Source organism: Fulvivirga sp. (assembly GCF_040218215.1).
GTDB lineage: Bacteria > Bacteroidota > Bacteroidia > Cytophagales > Cyclobacteriaceae > Fulvivirga.
On the sequence record NZ_JAVJQL010000017.1, the window covers coordinates 165,110 to 186,627 of the forward strand.

Sequence of the window (21,518 nt, forward strand, 5' to 3'; positions counted from 1 at the left end):
ATGAATAAAATAAAAATACTGTTAGTAGATGATCATCAGTTGTTGCTGGAAGGAATTGCCGCCTTACTTGATGATATCGAATTTATTAGAATAGTTGGTAAAGTGTCGAGCGGTGAGTCAGCTATTAATGAAGTATCTTCTTCCAAGCCAGACATAATACTAATGGATATTATGATGAAGGGTATGAGTGGTATTGAGGCGGCTAAATGGATAAAGGATAGCAACCAGGAAGTTAAAATCATTTTGATTTCCAGTGATGTAACAGAGGAACTGGTTCATTTGGCCATTCAGGCCGGAGTAGATGGGTACTTGCCCAAGAAGGTAGATAAAGAGACCCTGGTAGAGGCAATAAGGACTGTAAATGCGGGAGAGCGCTACTTCTCTAAAGATATAACAGATATTGTAATGGATACCATGTTTAAGGCTAAAGGGAACATAAAGGCAGCTCCAAGCTCTGATGGTAAACTTTCCAAAAGGGAGTTTGAAGTGTTTCAACAAATAGCATTGGGCAAGACCAATCAGGAAGTGGCAGATGAATTATTTATTAGTATCAAAACAGTAGAAACACATAAGACCAACATTATGTCAAAACTTGATTTAAAGAATACTGTAGAACTAGTGAAATACGCCATAAAAGAAAAGATTATTGATTTATAGTTGCTTGAATTAATGACCATCTAAGTAGATTCCTGATATTCATAATTCAGAATTTCCCTGAAGGAATCCGTTGCTATTGACTCCATATTTGTATCAAATTAATATAAAGTATATGGAAGTGTCGACTTGGGAGGAAACGGAAAATATGAAAAGCAAGGATGAAATTGAAAACAACAAAGATTACCTCTTCATCTCTTTTAAAAAGAACGGGCTGGAACACAGGTTAAAGCAAAAGGGGTTCAATCAAATTGATTTAAGGGAAGTTCTTTCCACAGCTATTAACAATAATAAGAAATATATTGCCTCTATAAAGGTTGACATCTCTTATAGTATTCAGATTACCGGGAAGTTTTATTCTAACCCAAATTATATTCAATTCATTTTTGATCAGCTCATTCAGAATGCCATAGGCACCATGGATATCAGCAAATCAACTCCGTTTATTCATATAGAACTAGTTGCAGACTCTAAATCACTGAAGCTGGAAATATTGGACAATGGTAATGGCTTAACGCCAAACAAGTTAAATGATGATATCAATATTACAGCACTTAGTGCATCTACAGACTACGACATTGGGCTTTACCTGATAGAGCAATTTATCCATAGGTTATCTGGTAAAATTTATTTTGATTCTGCATTAAAGACCGGCACCCTTATCCAGGTTGAAATACCTAATATTTAAAATAAACGTTTGCTTAATTGCTTAAGAAAGCCCGGCCTTCCAAGTGGAGGGCCGGGCTTTTTTAAGGTATCTCTTACCATGTCTAGGGAATTTCCCTACCTCTGGCTGGCTGTTTTTATTAGGCCTTGTCTAAGTGCCTGATTTCACACCCTCAATATGTGGTTAAATGCACCTAATTGACTTATTTAAGGCCTTTTTAGTAAGGTAAACACCCGTTTTTCAGATTCAGTACTTCCCTGATTTATAGGGGTGTTTAATCCATGATATTTGACCTATCAAAACAAAAATAAAAACCATGAAAGCATTAGGCCAACTATCCTCAGCACTTATAATCTTCACATTAATGATTGTAAATGCCAACGCACAGGATGCTCACTTTTCCCAGTTCTATTCTAACCCTGCCTACCTTAACCCATCACATGTTGGTATGTCTGGCGCTAATAGGATAGTAGCGGCACATAGGCAGCAAGGGTCAGAATCTTATGGATACGCCAGTTCTATTTTCTCTTTAGATGCGCCAATGGGCAGCAATTCCGGATGGGGTATCCAAATGGTCAATGATAATCAAATGAATCAGGTACTGACTTCTACTTCATATGCTGCTTCTTTAGGACACAGGGTGCAATTGAATAAAAATTCAAAACTTGGTTTTGGTGTGCAGGTAGGAGTATATCAAAAGAAGCTTGACTGGGGGTCATTGACTTTTGAAGATCAAATTGATCAAAGAAATGGCGTTGTTACAAATACCCAGGAAAGGTTTGGCAATAACAACATCACGCAGGCAGATGTCAATGTTGGTGTGTCTTATTCTTCTCAGCTAATTTTTGGTGGGGTTAAAATAAGTCATATCAATAAGCCTCGTGAAAATTTCGCCATAGAATCTGAGACAACCATTCCTTTGAAGACCACCATTCATTTTGGTGCGCTTTTGCCAGTGGTTAATTTCAGAAGAGAAGACCATTATCTTTCACCCAACATCATTTACGAACAACAAGGAAGCTTTAGTTACCTGCACTTAGGCGTTTATTATGGTAGTGATATTTGGACAGTAGGTATGTGGTACCGGGTTGACGATGCAATTGTTGCTTCGCTGGGTATGAATGTTTCCAAATTCAGAATAGGGTATAGTTATGATTATGGCATTAGTCAATTCAAAACCATGTCTGATAATGCACATGAGCTCTCTATAGGATACCAGTTTGAGTTTCCAAGAAAGCATAAGATAAAGAACACTTATAAAGGCAAGTGTCCAAAATTCCAGAGAAACCTGTTTTAAGCGTTGGGCAAATAAGACTAATAATACTATGAAAAATATACAAAAAATTATTATATTGTTGATATGGTTGGCGCCTATGGTCACAAAAGCTCAGCAATATGAAAATCAATCTATTAACTACAGAATTGTTGCAGTAAGCAGTGAAAATAACGCAATTGAGAGTGTTTCAAATGAGGTGAAATTATACCTGCCAATGAAAATTTACTTGCCTACTGCATTCACCCCAAATGGAGATGGCCTTAATGATACATTCGGTGCGGTTGGAGAAGGTATAGAAAAGTACAAATTAGTTGTCTATAACCGATGGGGGGAGTCCATTTTTGCAACGCAAAATGTCGAAGAAAAATGGGATGGCATGCACAAAGGAAAACCTGTTCCATTTGGAAACTATAACTACAAATTAGTGGCCTACGGAAAGGAATTTGGAGAAGTAAATAAAACAGGAACGTTAACTGTGCTCAATTAAAAAGCCCTTTATGAAAAAATGTATAATATTATACCTCTTATTAGGCTTTGCTTTAAATAAGATTAATGCCGCGGATATTACCGCTACAAAATCAAGTGGCTGCGTCCCTTTCAGCTCAAAATTTTCCTACGGAGAAGCAGGCATAGTTTCTTACTACTGGGAGTTTGGAAATGGACAAACCTCTACTGTAGCCTCACCTACCATTTTGTTTAGCAATCCAGGGTTATTCAGTGTTAAACTGACCATCTCTAAAACTAATGGCACTTCTACAACAGTGTTTTATGATAAGAATATTGAGGCAATAGCAGATCCGATACCTGCTTTTGAAACTGATGCTACGTTGCTATGCATCAAAAACACTGTCCATTTTATCAATTTATCAACAGGATCAACCAACTTTCTTTGGGATTTTGGAGATGGTAACACTTCTACGCAATTGAATCCTGACCATATATTTGAATCATCAGGGAATTATACTGTTACATTAATTGCTTACAATGATGCGAACTGTTCCGAGATCTTATCAAAGCCTAACGTCATTACGGTGTTGGAAGTTGAAGAGATCGGGATAATAGCGAATAAACAAGCTGCATGTTTGAGTGACGCTAATATTATTTTTAGCACATCTGCATCATATCACACTTATTTGTGGGACTTTGGCGATGGTTCTACTTCTGCCTTACCGTTACCTGCTCATAAGTATTCTGAATCTGGAACCTATACTATCTCACTTAATGTAACCAATGCAAATGGCTGTTCAGAGGTGAAAACAATGGCTGATTTTATTACCGTTCATGATTTACCGGCACACAATATTGTTATTAGTGACTCACTTATTTGTGAGGGAGGCACTATTACTTTTGGAGGCGATTTCAGTGCAAAGGAATCTGTGGAATGGATTTTTAGTGATGGTTTCACATCAAATGAAAAATCATTTGAGAAGGCTTTTCTTAAGAGTGGTGAATACAACTTTACCGTAAAAGTTACCAATGAGTTGGGGTGCGAAAATACGATTGATGGCTTGAGCCCTTTAAAGGTTATTTCAACAGCAGCAACAAATATCAACTTTGGTGAAACGGAAGGGTGTGTGCCTTTTACTGTTCATATTGAAAACAATACTTCGGGTGTAGATAGCTATCAATGGGAGCTGGATGGTAAAATTTTAACAGGCAAGATGCTGGACTATACGTTTGTAAAAGAAGGAAAGTATACTTTGAAAGCATTGATGAAGCACCAGACAGGGTGCAGCAATGTAGTCACGTTTGATTCTTTATTTATTGTTAAGGATTCAAAAAACAGCATTATTGCTTCCTCATTGAAGGAGTGTAGCCCGGCAACAATTTCATTTGGCCTGGCCAATAAAAATGCTACTAATATTAAATGGAACATTGGTGGGGTTATTATTAATAATGAAATGGCACCATCGGTAGTACTTACCGACCCTGGTGAGTATAATGTTGAGGTTTCTTTTAACAACGAATTTGGTTGTCCGCAGACATTGGAATTGCCCAAAGCAATAACGGTTTTTTCAAATGAAATAAGTTATAAAAAACCTGACCCAATAGTGACATGCCAATCGTCAGAAGTCTATTTTAATGGTGGCATTGGTAAAGATTTCTGGCACTGGAATTTTGGTGATGGATCTTCATCAGAGGATAAAAATCCATCTCATTTTTATAAAGCACCAGGCACCTATAGTATATCACTGAAAACGAATAATGCAAATGGATGCGAAGTGTTTATAGAGGACTATAATCGCATTATCGTTTCTAACATACAAGCCTCATTTTCTTCGGTAGTTGCAGATACTACACTTGGATGTCCTAATTTCACTATGAACTTTGAGAGTGTTACACCAAATGCCACTTCCTATTTCTGGGATTTTGGCAATGGTATAACGTCAACATTGGAAAACCCGTCTCTTGACTTTTCAACTAATGGCCAATTTCCTGTCAGCCTTACTGTTATTGACGAAAAGGGTTGTTCGAATACTGCCATTGAATTGGTTTCTTCCCCCTGGCTTTATTGTGTTCAAGATGATTTGTTGGATGGGCAGAGCCCAATCCCGGATTCTATTTTTTATAGAAAACATGTGGTACGCATGTGCAGTAGCCCGGCTGAAGTGCAATTTGCTAATCCACGATTACAAGCCAAATCATGGTTTTGGGATTTTGGAGACAGTACTCAATCAACTGAAATCCAACCCAAGCATACGTATTTGGAAAATGGCATTTATTATGTTGATTTAATCTCGTTTTATGAGGATGGCTCAATTGATACACTTGATAATTTTACTGAAGTAATTATTGAAGAACCAGATGCCAACTTCGAGTATTCGCAGGAATATATTTGTACAGGATATGAAGTTGCTTTCCAAAGTATAAGTCAACATGTGCTTTCTTATCAGTGGAAATTTGGTGATGGGACCTCATCAACAACTATTGAACCTACACATGTGTACACTGATCCGGGCGTGTATCAGGTTGCACTAATGGCTCAGGACTCTGCGGGTTGTCAGAAGAAAGTCATTAAAAATATTATTGTGGGTAACGGTTTTATTCAATACGACTATCAATCAAATCTATGTGAAGGAGACACCCTATCAATAACCCACAATATTCAGGGTTATGATAATTTTCTTTGGGATTTTGGCGATGGAAACACCAGTACAGACACTTTCCCCAAACACTTATTCTCAGACAGCGGTGAACATGAGGTAAAGTTAGAGACCTCATCCAGTGTGGGAGGGTGCAAAGAAAATTTTGTCTTGCCAGAAATGGTCGTTCTTAATCAACCCAAGGCTGATTTTGGTGTGGTAAATAATAAAATAGGTTGTAATTCCTTATCTGTTACTTTTGATAACAGGTCTAGTGGTGCCAACAATTTTTCATGGGATTTTGGTAACTCAGTTACTTCCGATCAGTTTGAGCCGACTACTACATATAATTCAGGAGTTTATGATGTTTCGTTAGTATCCTCAATAAATGGGTGCCAGGATACTATGCTTTTAAAGGAGATTATTAAGGTAGACTCTTTGATGGCCGATTTTTCATTTACACTTGAAGACATATGCCTTCCCTTGCGTGTAAATTTCTCAGATAGAAGTGTAAATGCTGTTTCCTGGTCGTGGGATTTTGGGGATGGGGGTTTATCATCATCCCAAAATGTAGAACACACTTATAATACTTACCCGACTAAGCCTGTAACGTTAAAGGTTACTAATGCTGAAGGGTGCAGTTTGACCAAATCTAAAACATTAGACCCTTTGCTTAAAGTGGATTTTGACATCAGTGCCAAAAACAGTTGTTTAAATGAAGAAATATCCTTCAATAATAAATCATCTAATTCCACTTCCTGGACATGGGATTTTGGAGACGGCAATACGTCTGAAGAGAAGTCCCCGGTTCATCACTATTCCACCTCTGGTGTATACACCGTAAGCCTGATATCAAGAAGCGCAGGTGGGTGTGAAATGCGTATGGCTAAGGAAAGCTTGATTACAGTCCATGATGTTAAAGCCAATTTTTCGACCCAAATAGATGAGTCCACTTGTGCTCCATTATTGGTAAAATTTATCAATAACTCTGAAAATGCCGATAGTTATCTGTGGTTGTTTGGTGATGGATCTACATCAACTAATAAAGACCCAATTCATATTTATAATGAGCCGGATCAATATAATGTTAGTTTAATTGTCAAAAACGAATTTAACTGCTCAGATACTTTATTTATTGAAAATAGTGTTACTGTGACAGGCCCCAGGTCTAAAATCATTTTGTCTGATTCTGTAGTTTGCCATCCTGATAGCATCCAGTTTGATGATAAGTCAAATACAGCAGTAAATTGGGAATGGTTGTTTGGAGACGGTAATACTTCCACAATTAGAAACCCTAAATATCAATATTCCGCACCTGGCATATACAATGTGTCACTATTATCTACTGATATTGAAGGATGTCAACAACTGGTTCAATATGACTCGTTGGTCATTATCCCAACACCGGAGGCGGCAATCAATGTGCAGGATTACAATTATTGTTTGCCTGTTAGTATCAACCTCGTTAATGAAAGTAGTGAACTACAGAATGCAACATATCAATGGTCATTTGGTGATGGGACTACCTCTAATCAGTTTGAGCCCTCTCATGTATTTAACAATCCTGGCGAATATCAAATATCATTATTGGTGACAAATGAAGGGCTTTGTAGCCAAAGTGTGGATCTAAATAAACCTATCATGGCGTACGATACTACCAGGTTAATTCAGCCCCAGGTATTCAAACTCTCGGTTTTTAATGAAAACGCTATTGAAATGGATTGCGGCCCCTACACTTCAAATAATTTTAAATATAATGTGGTATACAGAAAAAGTGACTTAGCCAATAACTATGAGCCTTTTGACACGCTGAAATCTGTAGACTTTATGAGCTATCGTGATTTCGAGGTTAATACAAGCGAAACTTCATATTTCTATAAACTGCAATCACATGTATACTGCCAGGAGCCTGCCGGACTGGATGCCCTTACACAGTATAAATCAATATATGTTGAAGGAAGTATTATTGATGGTGATATTCAACTAAGCTGGGAGCATTATCAGGGACATACCTTTGACTCGTACGCGATTTTTAGAAAAAGCAGTACGGATGATTGGAAAGAGATATACCGAATTGACAGTAAATCAAGTCAGTTTCGTGAGTCTGAGGATTTATGCCCCGGAGAATATCACTATAAAATAATGGCAGTCAATTTAAATGGTAAGGACTATTTTTCAGAAAGTAATTCTACCAAAGTGGAACTACTTAAGAATGTTTTTCTGGATCAAAAAGTAGAAATAGCAAGAACTACGGTAGTAGATGATAAATACACTTATACCGAATGGAAGGAGCCTGAAATTGGACCGGACAAAGTGGTTTATTATGAAGTATTACGGGGAGACTCAGATGACTTTGAGATTGTTGATCAAGTACCATCTGGTATAACCAGTTATTACGATGAAAGTGTAGATGTACAGTCAAGAAAATATTCTTACAAGGTGAGGGTCGTAAACACGTGCGACATAGAAGCGCAGCTAAGTAACCTGGGAAGTTCTATCTTGCTCCAGAGGGAAACCGATAATTACAAAAGCAGAATTTACTGGACACCGTATGAAGGTTGGAAAAATGGTGTTGGGAAATATAAGCTCCAGAGGTTAAATCAATTTGGACAGTGGGAAACAGTTGAAGAATTGGACAGTTTAAAATTTGAGACCATTATCGACCTTTCAAAGGAGAACTAGTTAAAACGGGAAAAATGGTTGACTAATAATAGTTTCACCTTAATTTTTCATTAACCACAGATAATCAAGTGTATTGATAGATACTTTCGAAATGTTCTTAAAACGCTGTAAACCCTTGGAATACAGCGTTTTTTTGTTATCAATTGTCCGTACCCGTAAAAGCCATTTCATAGCAAATAGCTAATTGACAAACTCACAAAATAATTACTGGTTAGTTAGATGGTATTACCACTTTGAAATATGATGAAAGCTGATGAAATTGATAAAAAATATAGCAGCTTATTTGATTTACCAAAGACATCATATAACTGCTATTGCCTAGTCAATTAAGGTAAGTTACGTATTAATGTGACAGTTCTAAATTAGGTGTCTAATACTAATTTATTTGTCGACCCTGTATTCATACTTGGCAAATATCTTAGAAACAGCTTCTCGAATCTCTCGTTGCTTATCTTCTGTATTAGTTTGAAGAACATTTGGGGCATAACCCTGCCATACTAACTGGTGTCTGTCCTTATCAATCAATTCAATTATGAGAGCTCCCTCTCTTTCTTGCGTTGTGGTCATCGATCCTGTATTATAACCCCTGTAAAATCCATAATATCCATAATAAGGATAATTATTTTGACTCGTACTTTTTTGCTGTACTACAACATGAGAGTTTATGAGCAAATCAGGGTCTTTTGCATTCAATTCATACCCTCTTCCTTTCATCTCATCAGTAATGGCCACTTTTAGCCGCTTCTTTATCAGCGTATTGTAGAAGAGGGGGTCATTAGTTTTTCCATTTTCGATTTGAAAATCATCAGACCAATAAAAGGTTTGATAAGAATTGAACTGGGCATCTCTATCATAATCAGTGATGACGGAGGTTGTGGTGATTGAACATGCTGACAACACCAGTCCTATTACTAAACCTACCATAACCTTCTGTGCTAAATTTTTTATTGTTGCTTCCATAACATAATAATATTTAGTTGTTCGAGCTTGTTTTTGTAGAAATCAAAATCATGCCAAATCACATACTCACTGTAATAAGAAGTATAGGGTCATAGCAGTGGAAAAAAATCACACTAAATAGGGTGCAGAATCCACAATTTTATGATAAAACAATTTTTTACGAGGTGATCGAACGGAGGGGGTTTATATGTTTTTGTAATAAATTCAGTATCAAAATCTTTATTCGAAACGTCAATGAAAAATTTGGTTTATGATAGTTAAATCATAAAAGAGATATCAGTTTTTAAACATAAACCCCACTTCAATATCTTTCTTAGAGTTTAATTCTATGGGTGTTTTTAACTCGAAGTAAAATAAACTGCAAAAAGTATAAAAAAATATTATATTCTTATCGAGAATATAAATTGAAAATGATCTATTTTAGAAACAATTAAATATCGGAATAGATATACAGAAAAACACTAAACTAGTTGTTACTTCTTTAAACCAAAAAGAAGTTGATTACGATATGAAGAATACTTTAATAGACCTGTTAAAATTATCATTTCTTTTAATTTCTACATTTTTTTTCGCAGAGCTGAATGCACAAGAAATCCAATGGTCTTGGGAGGGAGGAAGTGAGGTTCATCCTTACACAAGTATATATGGAGTTAAAGGGGTGCCAGATTCGGATAATGTGCCTGGGATTAGGCAAGATGCTGTTAGTTGGGCAGATGCCTCTGGTAACCTCTGGTTATTTGGAGGTCAAGGCTATGATGCTTTTGGGGTAAGTGGCTATTTAAATGACCTTTGGAAGTACGATGGGACAAATTGGACTTGGGTTAGTGGAAGTAATGAAGTTAAGGCTAGCGGCAATTATGGAGATATAGGAGTCGCTGATTCCAATAATTTTCCAGGTGCTCGACTCGGCTCAGTAGGTTGGCTTGATAGTTCAGGAGACTTTTGGCTATTTGGCGGATATGGCTATGATTCAGACGGATTTCTAGGAAGGCTAAATGACCTTTGGAAATTTGATGGAACGAATTGGATATGGATTAGCGGTAGTAAATTTCGAGGCGAGCCTGGAAATTATGGTGTTAAAGGTACTGGTGATACAAATAATGTGCCTGGTGGAAGAAGTTCCTCAGCGGGTTGGGTAGATGATTCAGGAAACCTATGGTTATTTGGTGGAGCAGGTTATGGTGAATCTAATTCATCTGGACGCTTAAATGATCTGTGGAAATTTGATGGAATTAATTGGACATGGATAAACGGAAGCAGTACGGTAAATAGTGTAGGAGTTTATGGGACAAAGGGTGTAGCAGATGCTAATAATGTTCCCGGATCAAGAAGTTCTTCCGCTTATTGGAGCGATGGATCTGGGAATTTTTGGCTTTTTGGAGGTTCAGCCTCAGGAATTATAAATGACTTATGGAAATTTGATGGAGCTAACTGGACATGGGTATCAGGAAGTAACACCACCTACAGTACAGGTAATTATGGGGATAAAGGTGTGCCCGCTGTTACAAATGAACCTGGAGCTAGACACATGGCAGTAGGTTGGACTGATCAGTTTGGAAACTCTTGGCTTTTTGGAGGCCTGGGCTTTGATGAGAACCCATCAACCGATTACTTAAATGATTTATGGAAATTTGATGGTGCTAACTGGACATGGGTGAGTGGCAGTAAAACCAATAAAGCACTAGGTAGTTATGGTGAGAAAGGTGTCTCTGATGAGAATAATGAACCTGGAGGAAGGCGACCTGCAGCCAATTGGGTAAGTTCTTCTGGTGATTTATGGCTATTTGGAGGGTTGGGGTACTCAGGTGAAGGCCCTACTAGGTTTTTAAATGACTTATGGAAATTTGATGCAACCGGTTGGGCTTGGATAAACGGAAGTAGTACTCAATATTCACCCGGTGTTTATGGAACTCAAGGAGTGGCAGTAGACAACAATATACCGGGAGCTAGAGCAGGTGGTATTAGCTGGACTAATGATTCGGGAAATTTATGGCTTTTTGGGGGTTATGGCACAGATGGCCACGGAGGTCATGGGGCACTTAATGATATATGGAGATACGATGGAATGAGATGGACTTGGATAGGTGGAAGTGATCGTGCAAATACTGCAGGAAACTATGGAATACAGAATATTACGGAGCCTAGTAATATACCTGGTGCACGGTCATTTGCGATAAGTTGGTTTGATACTTCTGGCAATCTTTGGCTTTTTGGAGGTAGTGGTGTTGATGAATATGGAGAAAGAGGCTGGTTGAACGATTTATGGAAATATGATGGTGTAAATTGGACATGGGTAAGTGGAAGTAAAGAGGTTAACTCATTAGGTGATTATGGAGAAAAAGGTGTAGTAGCAGCTTCTAATGTGCCAGGCTCGCGTATTGGTTCAGTCGCTTGGCTGGATTTATCTGGGAATCTTTGGCTTTTTGGAGGCACTGGATATGATGATACAGGTGCTCAGGTGAAGTTAAATGACTTATGGAAATTTGATGGTACAAACTGGACATGGGTAAGTGGAAGTAACACTCCAGATGCAATTGGAATCTATGGAACTAAGGGGATTGCTAATTCAGAGAATGTGCCAGGAGCTAGAGATAGAATTGTAGGCTGGACGGATAGTTCTGGCAGCTTTTGGCTTTTTGGAGGCGATGGGTTTGATTCAGAAGGTCGTACAGGAGGTTTGAATGATTTGTGGAGGTTTGATGGTAGCAGTTGGACATGGGTAAGTGGGAGTAATATTCGCGATGTGCCAGGGTCTTACGGAACAAAAGAAGAACCTAACTCTAGCAATGTTCCTGGTGCTAGGGAAGGTTCAATGTCTTGGGTTGATACTTCGGATAACCTTTGGTTATTTGGTGGTTACGGCCATGCTTCAGGTGAAGGGATTTATAATGACTTATGGAAGTATGATGGAGTGAATTGGACTTGGGTAGGTGGAAGTGATTTATATAATGCTATTGGAAACTATGGTTTGAAAGGTGTGTCTAGTTCTGATAATGAACCTGGAGCACGAACCTTGGCGGTCAGTTGGAAGGATAACTCAGGAAATATTTGGCTTTTTGGAGGAAGTGGATTGGATAGTTTTGGGTTTAAAGGAGCGCTAAATGATATGTGGAAAATGCAATGTTCAACAATTTGGTATGCAGATGTAGATGGTGATGGTTATGGAGATGCATCTAGTACTTTAGTTCAGTGCTCACAGCCTTTGAATTATGTTTTAGATAATACAGATTGTGATGATTCTAATGCAGCTATAAATCCTGAATCTGTTTGGTACGCTGATGCTGATGGAGACGGCTATGGAGATAGTTCGGTTTTTTTGGTTCAATGTATTAAACCAACAGGATATGTTTTAGATGATTCGGATTGTGATGATATTGATGTGGCAATCAACACGGGTGCGGTTTGGTATGCAGACAAGGATGGTGATGGTTTCGGAGATATAGAAGATACATTAATAAGCTGTGATCAGCCTGCTAGTTATGTAGTCGATAATACAGATTGTGATGATTCTAATGCAGCTATAAATCCTGAAACAATTTGGTATGTTGACAATGATGGTGATGGCTATGGCTACATTGTAGATAGACTAGTTCAATGTGATCAGCCTGATGGTTATGTAATTAGTAATGACGACTGTGATGATTCCACGGCAGCTATCAATCCAGCGTCTATATGGTATGCCGATACAGACGGAGATGGTTATGGAGATGCATCCAACACTTTGGTTCAGTGCACAGAACCTTTAAATTATGTTTTGGATAATACTGATTGTGATGATTTGGATAAAAATGTTTACCCAGAGGCTCCTACATTACCTGATGGAAAGGATAATGACTGTGATAGAAGTATAGACAAATTAGGTCAGACAATATTTTTTGATTCACTTGAAGATCAAGATATTGATCAGGGAAGTTTAACATTGCTGGCTACCACTTCTTCGAATTTGAATGTTACTTTTAGTGTGATAGACGGACCTGCGTCTTTGAATGGCAATGTTATAAATTTTGAAGGAGTGGGAGTGGTCATCGTAGAAGCTTCTCAAGAAGGTAATGAGGGATATTTGCCTGCAGATCCGGTTAGGCATTCATTTGAAATAGTTAAAGTAACAGGATTAACAGATTCTATAATGCCACTTGATTTGTTTGTTTATCCAAATCCAGTTACGAGTAAATTACTAATAAATGATCCCTCCCAAGGTATATCGCATATATCAATTGTAAATAGTGAGGGTAAAATCATAAAATCAATCACAGTAAATATGCCTTTAAAGGAGTTAGATGTAAGCGAACTTCGGCCTGGTATATATAACATCATTATTAAAGATGAGAAAGGGATAAGAGTTAGTAGATTTCACAAGGAATAATGAACCTATAATCTTGTGTTTTATGTGATATCTAAGTGAACGCTATAATTCAATGAGTTACAGCTTTTTTTATTGCTGTATCTCTGCTTAAATTTCAATCTTTTAGAGTTGATATAAAATAGACAAACTCCCAAAATAATTCCTGGGTAGACCCGGGTAATAGTAGCGAGGAGGGTTGTTGCCAAAACTACCAGCATTGATTAGAATCATTGATGCATACTTTTCATCAAATACATTATCAATTCCGAAAGACGCATCTATCTTCCATTTGGTTGATAAGTTTCTTTGAAAGCCAATTTTAGCCCTGACTATTTGGTAAGCTTCTGAATCAATGGAATTATCATCGCGCATTGGAAAAGCATCGACATACTTGAAGTTGATATTACCATAAAAACCAATAGCAGAATTAAAGTCAACACCTGCACTTAGCTGGTGTGGTGGAGTTCCTGTAAGATTATTCCCAGAATAATCATTATCCTCATCAACAAACTCTTTAAAAGTATAATCTGAGTAGGTATATGAAATAAAAGGCGTCATTTGCCAGTTCCTGTTTTTTATCACTTCATAGGCTACAAACAACTCAAGCCCATTATGTTCTGTCTCACCAGCATTAACGCCAATAAATTGATCCGCATTCACCCTACGGGCTACTAAAAGATCTTTTATCTGCATTGTGTAAACGGTCAATTCATAGGTAAATTTTGAGTCAATGTTTCCTCTAGCTCCTAATTCATAGTTCCATCCTTTTTCTACTTGTATGTCTGGATTAATGGTTCCTTCTGGAGTAAGTGTTTCCTCAAGTGATGGTGGTGAAAACCCATGGCTGATGGTGGAAAATAAGGCGACATTATTGTTGAATTGATAATTAAAGCCTAAATGCGGTGATATTATATAGTCAAAACCATAATTTCCTGATTTATCAAGCCCGTCAGACTTTATAAAATCTTTGTAATCATAGGACGTATTGTTAAAATTTATGCCGGCAAATAATGTTGCTTTAGTACTAATCTCGAAGTACGATTGAGCAAAGAGGTTGATATATTTACGCTCCTCTTCATTATCACTCAATGGAGCTTCTTTCAAACCATTATTGGTTTCAAAAGTCTCCCAATCATAGTTTTCTGAAAACGTTTCTATACCTATAGACAAAATTGGCAGATTGGTTTTTGAGTCATCTCGTTTTTGCAGTTCAATTACGTTTCGTAATCCATAAGTTGATGAATTCTCTTCCAGAATATTAAAGGGAGTGGATTCGTAAGCGTCTCTATTGGTATAAAATAGACTTGTTCTATTTCTGATCTCCAGGCCAGTTAATTCGGCAATTTTAATTTCATGAGACAGCCCCGAGATCACCTTAGTATAATCTTCAAAACCTTTAATGCTGCCCCAGGTGAAGGCCGCATTTTGAGGACTATTTTCATAGTCATCCCTGTCAATAGAACTTGGAATAAAGGCTTTTAATTTTGTAAAACTTCCGAATAAAGTAGTTTTACCAAACTTTCCTGAAATTGACTTACCAATAAGAGCAATAGACTCCCGGTCATACTCATTATTGTCTCTATACCCATCGCTTGACGTGTTGTTATAATTCAATACAGTATTCAGCGTTTTGCCATCATTCGTGAAATTGAGCTCAGAGACATTTCTAATTAAACCATACGAGCCTGCCGTTAATTTTGTACTTACCGCAGTAGGCATAAAGTTTTCCTGATCTCTGGTTTTATAATGAATCATACCCCCTAAACCTGCTCCATACAAACTTGCTGTTGGCCCTTTCCACACGTCTACCTTTTGGATGAGACTCAGGTCAATGTCTTCAATGGTCGTTTCACCATCACCGGTAGTTAGGGGAATATCATCCAAATAGGCCCTTATTTTAGTTGTAGAAAATAAAGAACGATTGCCAATACCTCTGATAGTAATTCTATTGGTATTCAGTGCTCCTGAGTGCATATAAACTCCTGTTATCCTGTTTAATGCTGGTACAATGGTAGTTCCGTTGTCACGGTTTAAATGCTCTTTCGGAATTTGCATAAATGAGGCAGGAAGCTTTAGCTCGATGATTTTGGGAGCTGTAATTTCTATGGCATTGAGCTGTTTCGTATCGACTTCTAGTTGCAAGTTTAGACTAACACTCTCGGTGACCTTTACTCTAATCGATTTGTAACCGATATAACTTATTAATAGTGAGTCCGGTAAGGGTAATTCCAATTCAAATTGGCCATTAATGTCTGTTGTTGCACCTTTTTCGCTGCTTTTTGAAATAATAGTTACGCCAATTAGTGCTCTATCAGTACCTGATTCCATAACAATGCCGCTTACCTTAAACTGAGCAATGCAAGGGTTGATAAGGGTTAATAGAGTTATAGTTAGTAAAACATGAAGAGTGCTGGTTTTTATCATAGTTGATCAATCTGATGTCCTTGGGCGTAGTCCTTTAGCTTTTGCTTATCTCTACTCATTACTGCTACAACTAGAAACCTTCTGTTACGTCTCCGCATCCTATTATTCCCCATTTTATTGTTTGTGAACTGCTCATTCTGTCATATAAACCATTTTTGAAATATTTTACTCTCTAAAATAGATAATTATAGTAGGAGAATGGGTTATGAATTGTTGATTTTAAAGTTCCTGTTTTAGAATAAAAGTATTATTTAAACTATCAGCAGAAACATCATTGCCATATCTATTCAAAATATCAATATCACTATTGGCTATAAAATAGTAAATGCCTCCAAGCACATCACCGGTGGTGTGATCCTTTAATAATGGATGTCCATGGGAGATTGTTGTTTTTTGAGTAATAGAATCATCTTCTATGGTGTAATAATAAATTCCGTTCAATGTGAACTGATGAGCAATTAATCCGCCTTTATGGTATGTCAAACCATCAATAGAAGTAAGGGTGAAATGATCGGGCATTTTTAACCATTTGTGCTCATTTTTTTGTAGATCATATTTCATAACACCAAAAAACATATCAGCTATAAATAAAAACCTGCCTTCGGGTGTTTTGGTTATTCCATTTGTCAAACTCAATTCATTTTGATCGATCAATAAAGTCATTTGATCATTTTTGATTTTGTACAACCCACCTGATTTAGAATCGGAAACATATACTTCGTCATTAACAATTGTTAAATCATTAAACTCATGATTTAAAGTGTCATTAGGTAAGAACCTCTGCTTCAGTTGTCCATTGGTGAGGTTAAATTTAAAAACACCACTTTTAAGTTGCTGAGTAGCTGAATCAGTGTATTCACCACAGGCATAGAGGTATTCTCCTCGTTGATCTATTTCTAATCCAAGTATGTTCTCTATATCAAATTGATGCTCACTTATCAAATCGGTAATATTTCCTAAGCTGTCTATTTCTATGATTTTACCCAACCTGATACTTCCCAGATAAATGGATTTTGAAATTGGGTTTACAGTAAGACCTTCTGCAGTAAATCCTTGTTGAGGTAACTCAAAAGCCACTTGCTCGGTTTTCTCTAGTTTGCCATTTGAATATGTGCTTTGTAATTGCTTGATTTGATCAGTTTCAATATTTGCAATTAGCAAAGAATCAGAAACTACATATTCTAAGGTCTGAATCTGGCTAACGTGTTTTTTAATGGCATCAAAACCCTTATTTGAATTACCTACCAGGTATTGAGCTCGTCCTAAATGATATTGAAAAAATGGATTGTTCTCATTTAAAGCTACGAGCTCCTTTATAGTGGATAAATACTTGGGATAATCGTTTGTCATTGTTTCTCGCATTTCCCCATAGTAAATATTATTAATCATTTCTGTTTTTGATGTAGGGTATTCATGTTTTGGTTGCTTGTCACAACTGGTGGTGATTATTGTTGATATGGTAATTAGCGTAATTAACGGTTTCACTTTATTAAGATTGGTTTTTTGAGCTTATTACTTTTATGAGCAGCATCAAGTATTCGCTGCATTTTTAATGTCTGCTTCAAATCACATGCGTGTGATAAATTATCGGCTAATCCGAGTGCGATAGACTTGCCGAAGAAGTAGGTGCCAACCGCATAGGGGTAGTTTTTTAAATCTTCGGGCATATGTTTAGGTAAATCTAATTTTAGATTGATTGGGAGCCACTTCTCTTCATCATTTCTCAAATGCCATAATTTGTCATAACTGTCAATTTTCAAGATTCCTTCAGTCCCTCTAATTATCACATTCATTCCTTCATTTTCACCATGTACACCGCTCGCTAGCACCTCAATTTCTCCATTCAATTTAGAATCTAATATTAATCTTGCAAAGTCATCTCCAGAGGCTTTTTTAAATTTAGTGTCACTTTTCTTTTTGCTATGTATAATAAATGTACTGGCGTAAACTGATTTCATTTCTCCTAATAAAAATCCAGCTAGATCAATAAGTGCATCTCCAACTATGTTTAACATACCACCACCCATTTCAAGATCATGCTCCCAGGACCAGGTAGTGTCTTCTGGTAAGCTGAAATTTTTCTTATAGGTAATTTCAGAGTGAAAAACTCTGCCAATAAAGTTTTGCTCTAACATCTTCTTCAGCTTTTGTCTTGCTGGTGTAAACCTCAATTCAAAATCAATATAGACTTTAGTTTTTGAATGCTTTTTATTCAGCTCGATTAAACTTTTCACTTCTTGAGCAGACATAAAAGGAGCCTGACATATTACCATTTTATTGTTTTTAATGGCAAAACTGGCTATATCAAAATGAGTGTAAGTTGGAGTACAGATGCTTATAATGTCTACATTGACATCACAGATAAGCTCCTTCCAGTTCGTATAATTAACTTTAAGATTAAATTTTTTAACTAATTCTTGCCCTTTAGTTTCAGATCTTGAGCTGATCGCGTAGGGAGTTAACCCTGCTAATTGATATGTGCTGATTTGGACACGGTCTGTCCATCCTGTTCCTATAAAACCTACATTCATATCCTTTTTTTGACACCAATGTAGGATTGATAAGCTGAATTAAATATTCTTTTCGATAACTGACCTACTCTGTTAGAAGGATGGAATGAAAAATTCGATTGGCTATAGAAAATGTTTACTAACACGCCCTTTCAGGCAGTCTCTATAGCTTTTGGAAATAGGAATAACCTTGTCTTTAATATATATGTGATTATCCTTAATTTTTTCAATTTTGTTGATATTAACGATGTATGATTGATGAATTCGCATAAAGTCATCAGGCAATTTTTCAATTAGTGATTTTAATGTATAATAGGCGATATGCTTATTGTCATTTAGATGAAACATAACGTAGTCCTTCATACCTTCCAAATAGAGGATGTCAGTGAAATTTATTCTGATTATTTCAGTGCCTGACTTTATGAATGTGCTTTCAGTTATGTCTGTCAAAATTGTTTTTTATTCTTGATTGTTAGTTAGTAAATAGTACCCATGACATCAATCCTTCTTCATTCGTTGGGCCTTTTCCCATACTACACTTTGCTTATCACCAATCAGCCTGCCTAACCCCATAAATACTGATGCATTCATGAAAGTAAAATAATAGGGGATGAAAAAGCCTTTGATTTTAACATCTTTTCCCCTTAAAAAATGCCCAATGAGTGATATGATGTAAAAAACCAGTTGCGCGATTAAGATCGAAATAAAGAATAAATTACCATCCTTTGCCAATAAAATATTGGTTATTAAAACAATAACCAGGGAAAGAGGGGCTAAGGTCCATCTTAACATTCTATGAGATACATATTGAAAGCTTAGCATCCCATATTTGAAAATGTTAAGCAAGGGCATAAAATAAACTACCTCCCTTAATCCCCCGGCTGAAATCCTCACTTTGCGCTTATATTCCTCTTCAATAGATGCCGAGGCCGTCTCCACTGCGTAGGCGTCAGGCTCATAAACTACTTTTAAGCCTTTTTTGGCAATATTCATTGACAGCCTAAAGTCCTCAATAAGCACATTCTTCGGAACTTCTTCATAAAGTTCAGTTCTGATAGAGAATAGTTCTCCTGCCGCACCAACCACAGTATTTAACTCTGAATCCCAGGTTTTTAGCCTGCTTTCATATTTCCAATAAGCACCTTCTGTCCCAGCAGCACTTGCATCTGCTGATTCAACACGTTTCTCACCAGCCACACCACCCACCTTTGGATTCTGATAGTGACGGGCGATGTTATACAAGGCATCTTTATTTAACATGGTATTGGCGTCACAAAATACTACAATAGGTGTCTTTATGGTTTTAATTACTCTATTTACGGCCGCATTCTTACCTCTTCTTTCCGGATTGTATGACAAGGTTACTTCTGGATATTTTTTTATAACTTCATTTGTGCCATCATCCGACCCATCAGTTACGAATAAAATGCTAAGCTTATTTGGCGGGTAGTTAAGCTCAAGGCAATTTTTTATTTTTTCTTCAATATAATCCTCCTCATTATAGCAAGGTATAACCAGCGTTAGATCGTGTAATTGCTCTTCACTTGGTTCAGGGTGCATAACAGTGCTTTTTAATCTTTTTAATTTTACCAGAAAAAAAAGGATTACCGGATAGCCTAAATACGTATACAGGACAATGGAAATACCTATCCAAAAGAAGATTTCAGTCATAATGTCAAAACTATGTCAAAATTAGAAGGATATGTAAAAAAATGAATTTTAACACATAAAATATTAGCTTTACAAGTTGATATTTTATGTAAATCTTACATTTGTATTTGTTGGTTGTCTATAATTAAAAAATCATAGTGAGGGCTTTATTAATCATTCTTAATGTATTGCTGCTGACGACCCCAATTTTTGGGTTTGTTCCCCCGAGCTTTGTTACCACTACGGTACCTAATGGAGAGTATAACAGCCCTTATTCTGTAAATATTATTGCATCTGACGATGATGGAGACCCTATCATGTTGGTTCTTATGCCAGGTGGATTACCTGCAGGGCTGAATTTTATAGATAATTCCGATGGAACAGGAACAGTTTCAGGCACTCCAACCGAGACTGGCATGTTTAGTTTTGAAATTACTGCTACAGCCAATGGCGAGTCAGTACCCCAATCATTTGATTTAACCATTAATAAAGCTGCAGCCACCGTAGCGATCAGCAATGCAACCCAGACTTATGACACGAACCCTAAACCAGTCACGACAGTCACTACCCCAGCAGGACTGGCCGTGGATGTTACCTATGCAGGTTCACCAACACCACCAACCAATGCAGGCACTTATGCTATCGTAGCTACAATCAATGATGCGAACTATGAGGGCAGCAATACAGGCAGTCTGACGATTAATAAAGCAGCGGCTACCGTAGCGATCAGCAATACGACCCAGACTTATGACACGAACCCTAAACCAGTCACCACAGTTACTACCCCAGCAGGACTGGCCGTGGATGTTACCTATGCAGGTTCACCAACACCGCCAACCAATGCAGGCACCTATGCGATAGTGGCGACCATCAATGATACTAATTATGAAGGCAGCAATACAGGCAGTCTGACGATTAATAAAGCTGCAGCCACCGTAGCGATCAGCAATACGACCCAGACTTATGACACGAACCCTAAACCAGTCACCACAGTCACTACCCCAGCAGGACTGGCCGTGGATGTTACCTATGCAGGTTCCCCGACACCACCAACCAATGCAGGCACTTATGCGATAGTGGCGACCATCAATGATGCGAATTATGAGGGCAGCAATACAGGCAGTCTGACGATTAATAAAGCTGCAGCTACCGTAGCGATCAGCAATACAACCCAGACTTATGATACGAACCCTAAACCAGTCACGACAGTCACTACCCCAGCAGGACTGACGGTGGATGTTACCTATGCAGGTTCACCAACACCACCAAC

13 protein-coding genes are annotated in these 21,518 nt (G+C 37.4%); 7 read left to right on the forward strand and 6 right to left on the reverse strand.

Going from position 1 to position 21,518, the window contains the following annotated elements; translation table 11 throughout:
- The 5 genes from RIB54_RS13500 (at position 1) to RIB54_RS13520 (ending at position 8,362) form a co-directional block, all read left to right on the forward strand.
- Complete coding sequence (locus RIB54_RS13500; RefSeq protein WP_350068369.1) at positions 1-657, forward strand: response regulator; 657 nt, start codon at positions 1-3, stop codon at positions 655-657.
- A 112-nt stretch (positions 658-769) separates the two neighbouring features.
- Positions 770-1,342, forward strand: coding sequence for an ATP-binding protein (locus RIB54_RS13505; protein WP_350101406.1), 573 nt, complete (start codon positions 770-772; stop codon positions 1,340-1,342).
- Positions 1,343-1,637: 295 nt separating this feature from the next.
- Positions 1,638-2,618, forward strand: coding sequence for a PorP/SprF family type IX secretion system membrane protein (locus tag RIB54_RS13510; protein ID WP_350101407.1), 981 nt, complete (start codon positions 1,638-1,640; stop codon positions 2,616-2,618).
- A 28-nt stretch (positions 2,619-2,646) separates the two neighbouring features.
- Positions 2,647-3,084 carry a T9SS type B sorting domain-containing protein gene (locus tag RIB54_RS13515; protein WP_350068363.1) on the forward strand — a complete coding sequence of 146 codons (438 nt, stop codon included), beginning with the start codon at positions 2,647-2,649 and terminating at the stop codon, positions 3,082-3,084.
- Between the two features lie 10 nt (positions 3,085-3,094).
- Entirely contained in the window at positions 3,095-8,362 is a 5,268-nt protein-coding gene (locus tag RIB54_RS13520) for a PKD domain-containing protein (protein WP_350101409.1), read from the forward strand.
- Between the two features lie 381 nt (positions 8,363-8,743).
- Here RIB54_RS13520 and RIB54_RS13525 read toward each other — a convergent pair whose 3' ends face one another.
- The gene (locus RIB54_RS13525; RefSeq protein ID WP_350101410.1) at positions 8,744-9,322 is read right to left on the reverse strand and encodes a DUF4136 domain-containing protein; all 579 of its coding nucleotides are present in this window, start codon (positions 9,320-9,322) and stop codon (positions 8,744-8,746) included.
- A 508-nt stretch (positions 9,323-9,830) separates the two neighbouring features.
- On the opposite strand from RIB54_RS13525, the gene RIB54_RS13530 reads away from it, so the two are divergent.
- Entirely contained in the window at positions 9,831-13,685 is a 3,855-nt protein-coding gene (locus tag RIB54_RS13530) for a MopE-related protein (protein ID WP_350101411.1), read from the forward strand.
- A 102-nt stretch (positions 13,686-13,787) separates the two neighbouring features.
- On the opposite strand, the gene RIB54_RS13535 is transcribed toward RIB54_RS13530, so the two are convergent.
- From RIB54_RS13535 to RIB54_RS13555, 5 genes are all read right to left on the reverse strand, one after another.
- On the reverse strand, positions 13,788-16,088 hold the full coding sequence (locus RIB54_RS13535) for a TonB-dependent receptor domain-containing protein (protein ID WP_350101413.1): 2,301 nt from the start codon (positions 16,086-16,088) through the stop codon (positions 13,788-13,790).
- A gap of 219 nt (positions 16,089-16,307) precedes the next feature.
- Complete coding sequence (locus RIB54_RS13540) at positions 16,308-17,573, reverse strand: SMP-30/gluconolactonase/LRE family protein (RefSeq protein WP_350101414.1); 1,266 nt, start codon at positions 17,571-17,573, stop codon at positions 16,308-16,310.
- The gene (locus tag RIB54_RS13545) at positions 17,570-18,619 is read right to left on the reverse strand and encodes a Gfo/Idh/MocA family protein (RefSeq protein ID WP_350068355.1); all 1,050 of its coding nucleotides are present in this window, start codon (positions 18,617-18,619) and stop codon (positions 17,570-17,572) included. The genes RIB54_RS13540 and RIB54_RS13545 overlap by 4 nt, the downstream gene beginning before the upstream one ends.
- 102 nt (positions 18,620-18,721) lie before the next feature.
- Positions 18,722-19,048, reverse strand: a complete 327-nt coding sequence (locus tag RIB54_RS13550; RefSeq protein ID WP_350101415.1) for a LytR/AlgR family response regulator transcription factor — start codon at positions 19,046-19,048, stop codon at positions 18,722-18,724.
- Positions 19,049-19,096: 48 nt separating this feature from the next.
- Entirely contained in the window at positions 19,097-20,269 is a 1,173-nt protein-coding gene (locus RIB54_RS13555) for a glycosyltransferase family 2 protein (RefSeq protein WP_350101416.1), read from the reverse strand.
- A 137-nt stretch (positions 20,270-20,406) separates the two neighbouring features.
- Here RIB54_RS13555 and RIB54_RS13560 point away from each other — a divergent pair.
- The coding region (locus RIB54_RS13560; protein WP_350101417.1) for an MBG domain-containing protein at positions 20,407-21,518 on the forward strand (1,112 nt) is incomplete at its 3' end.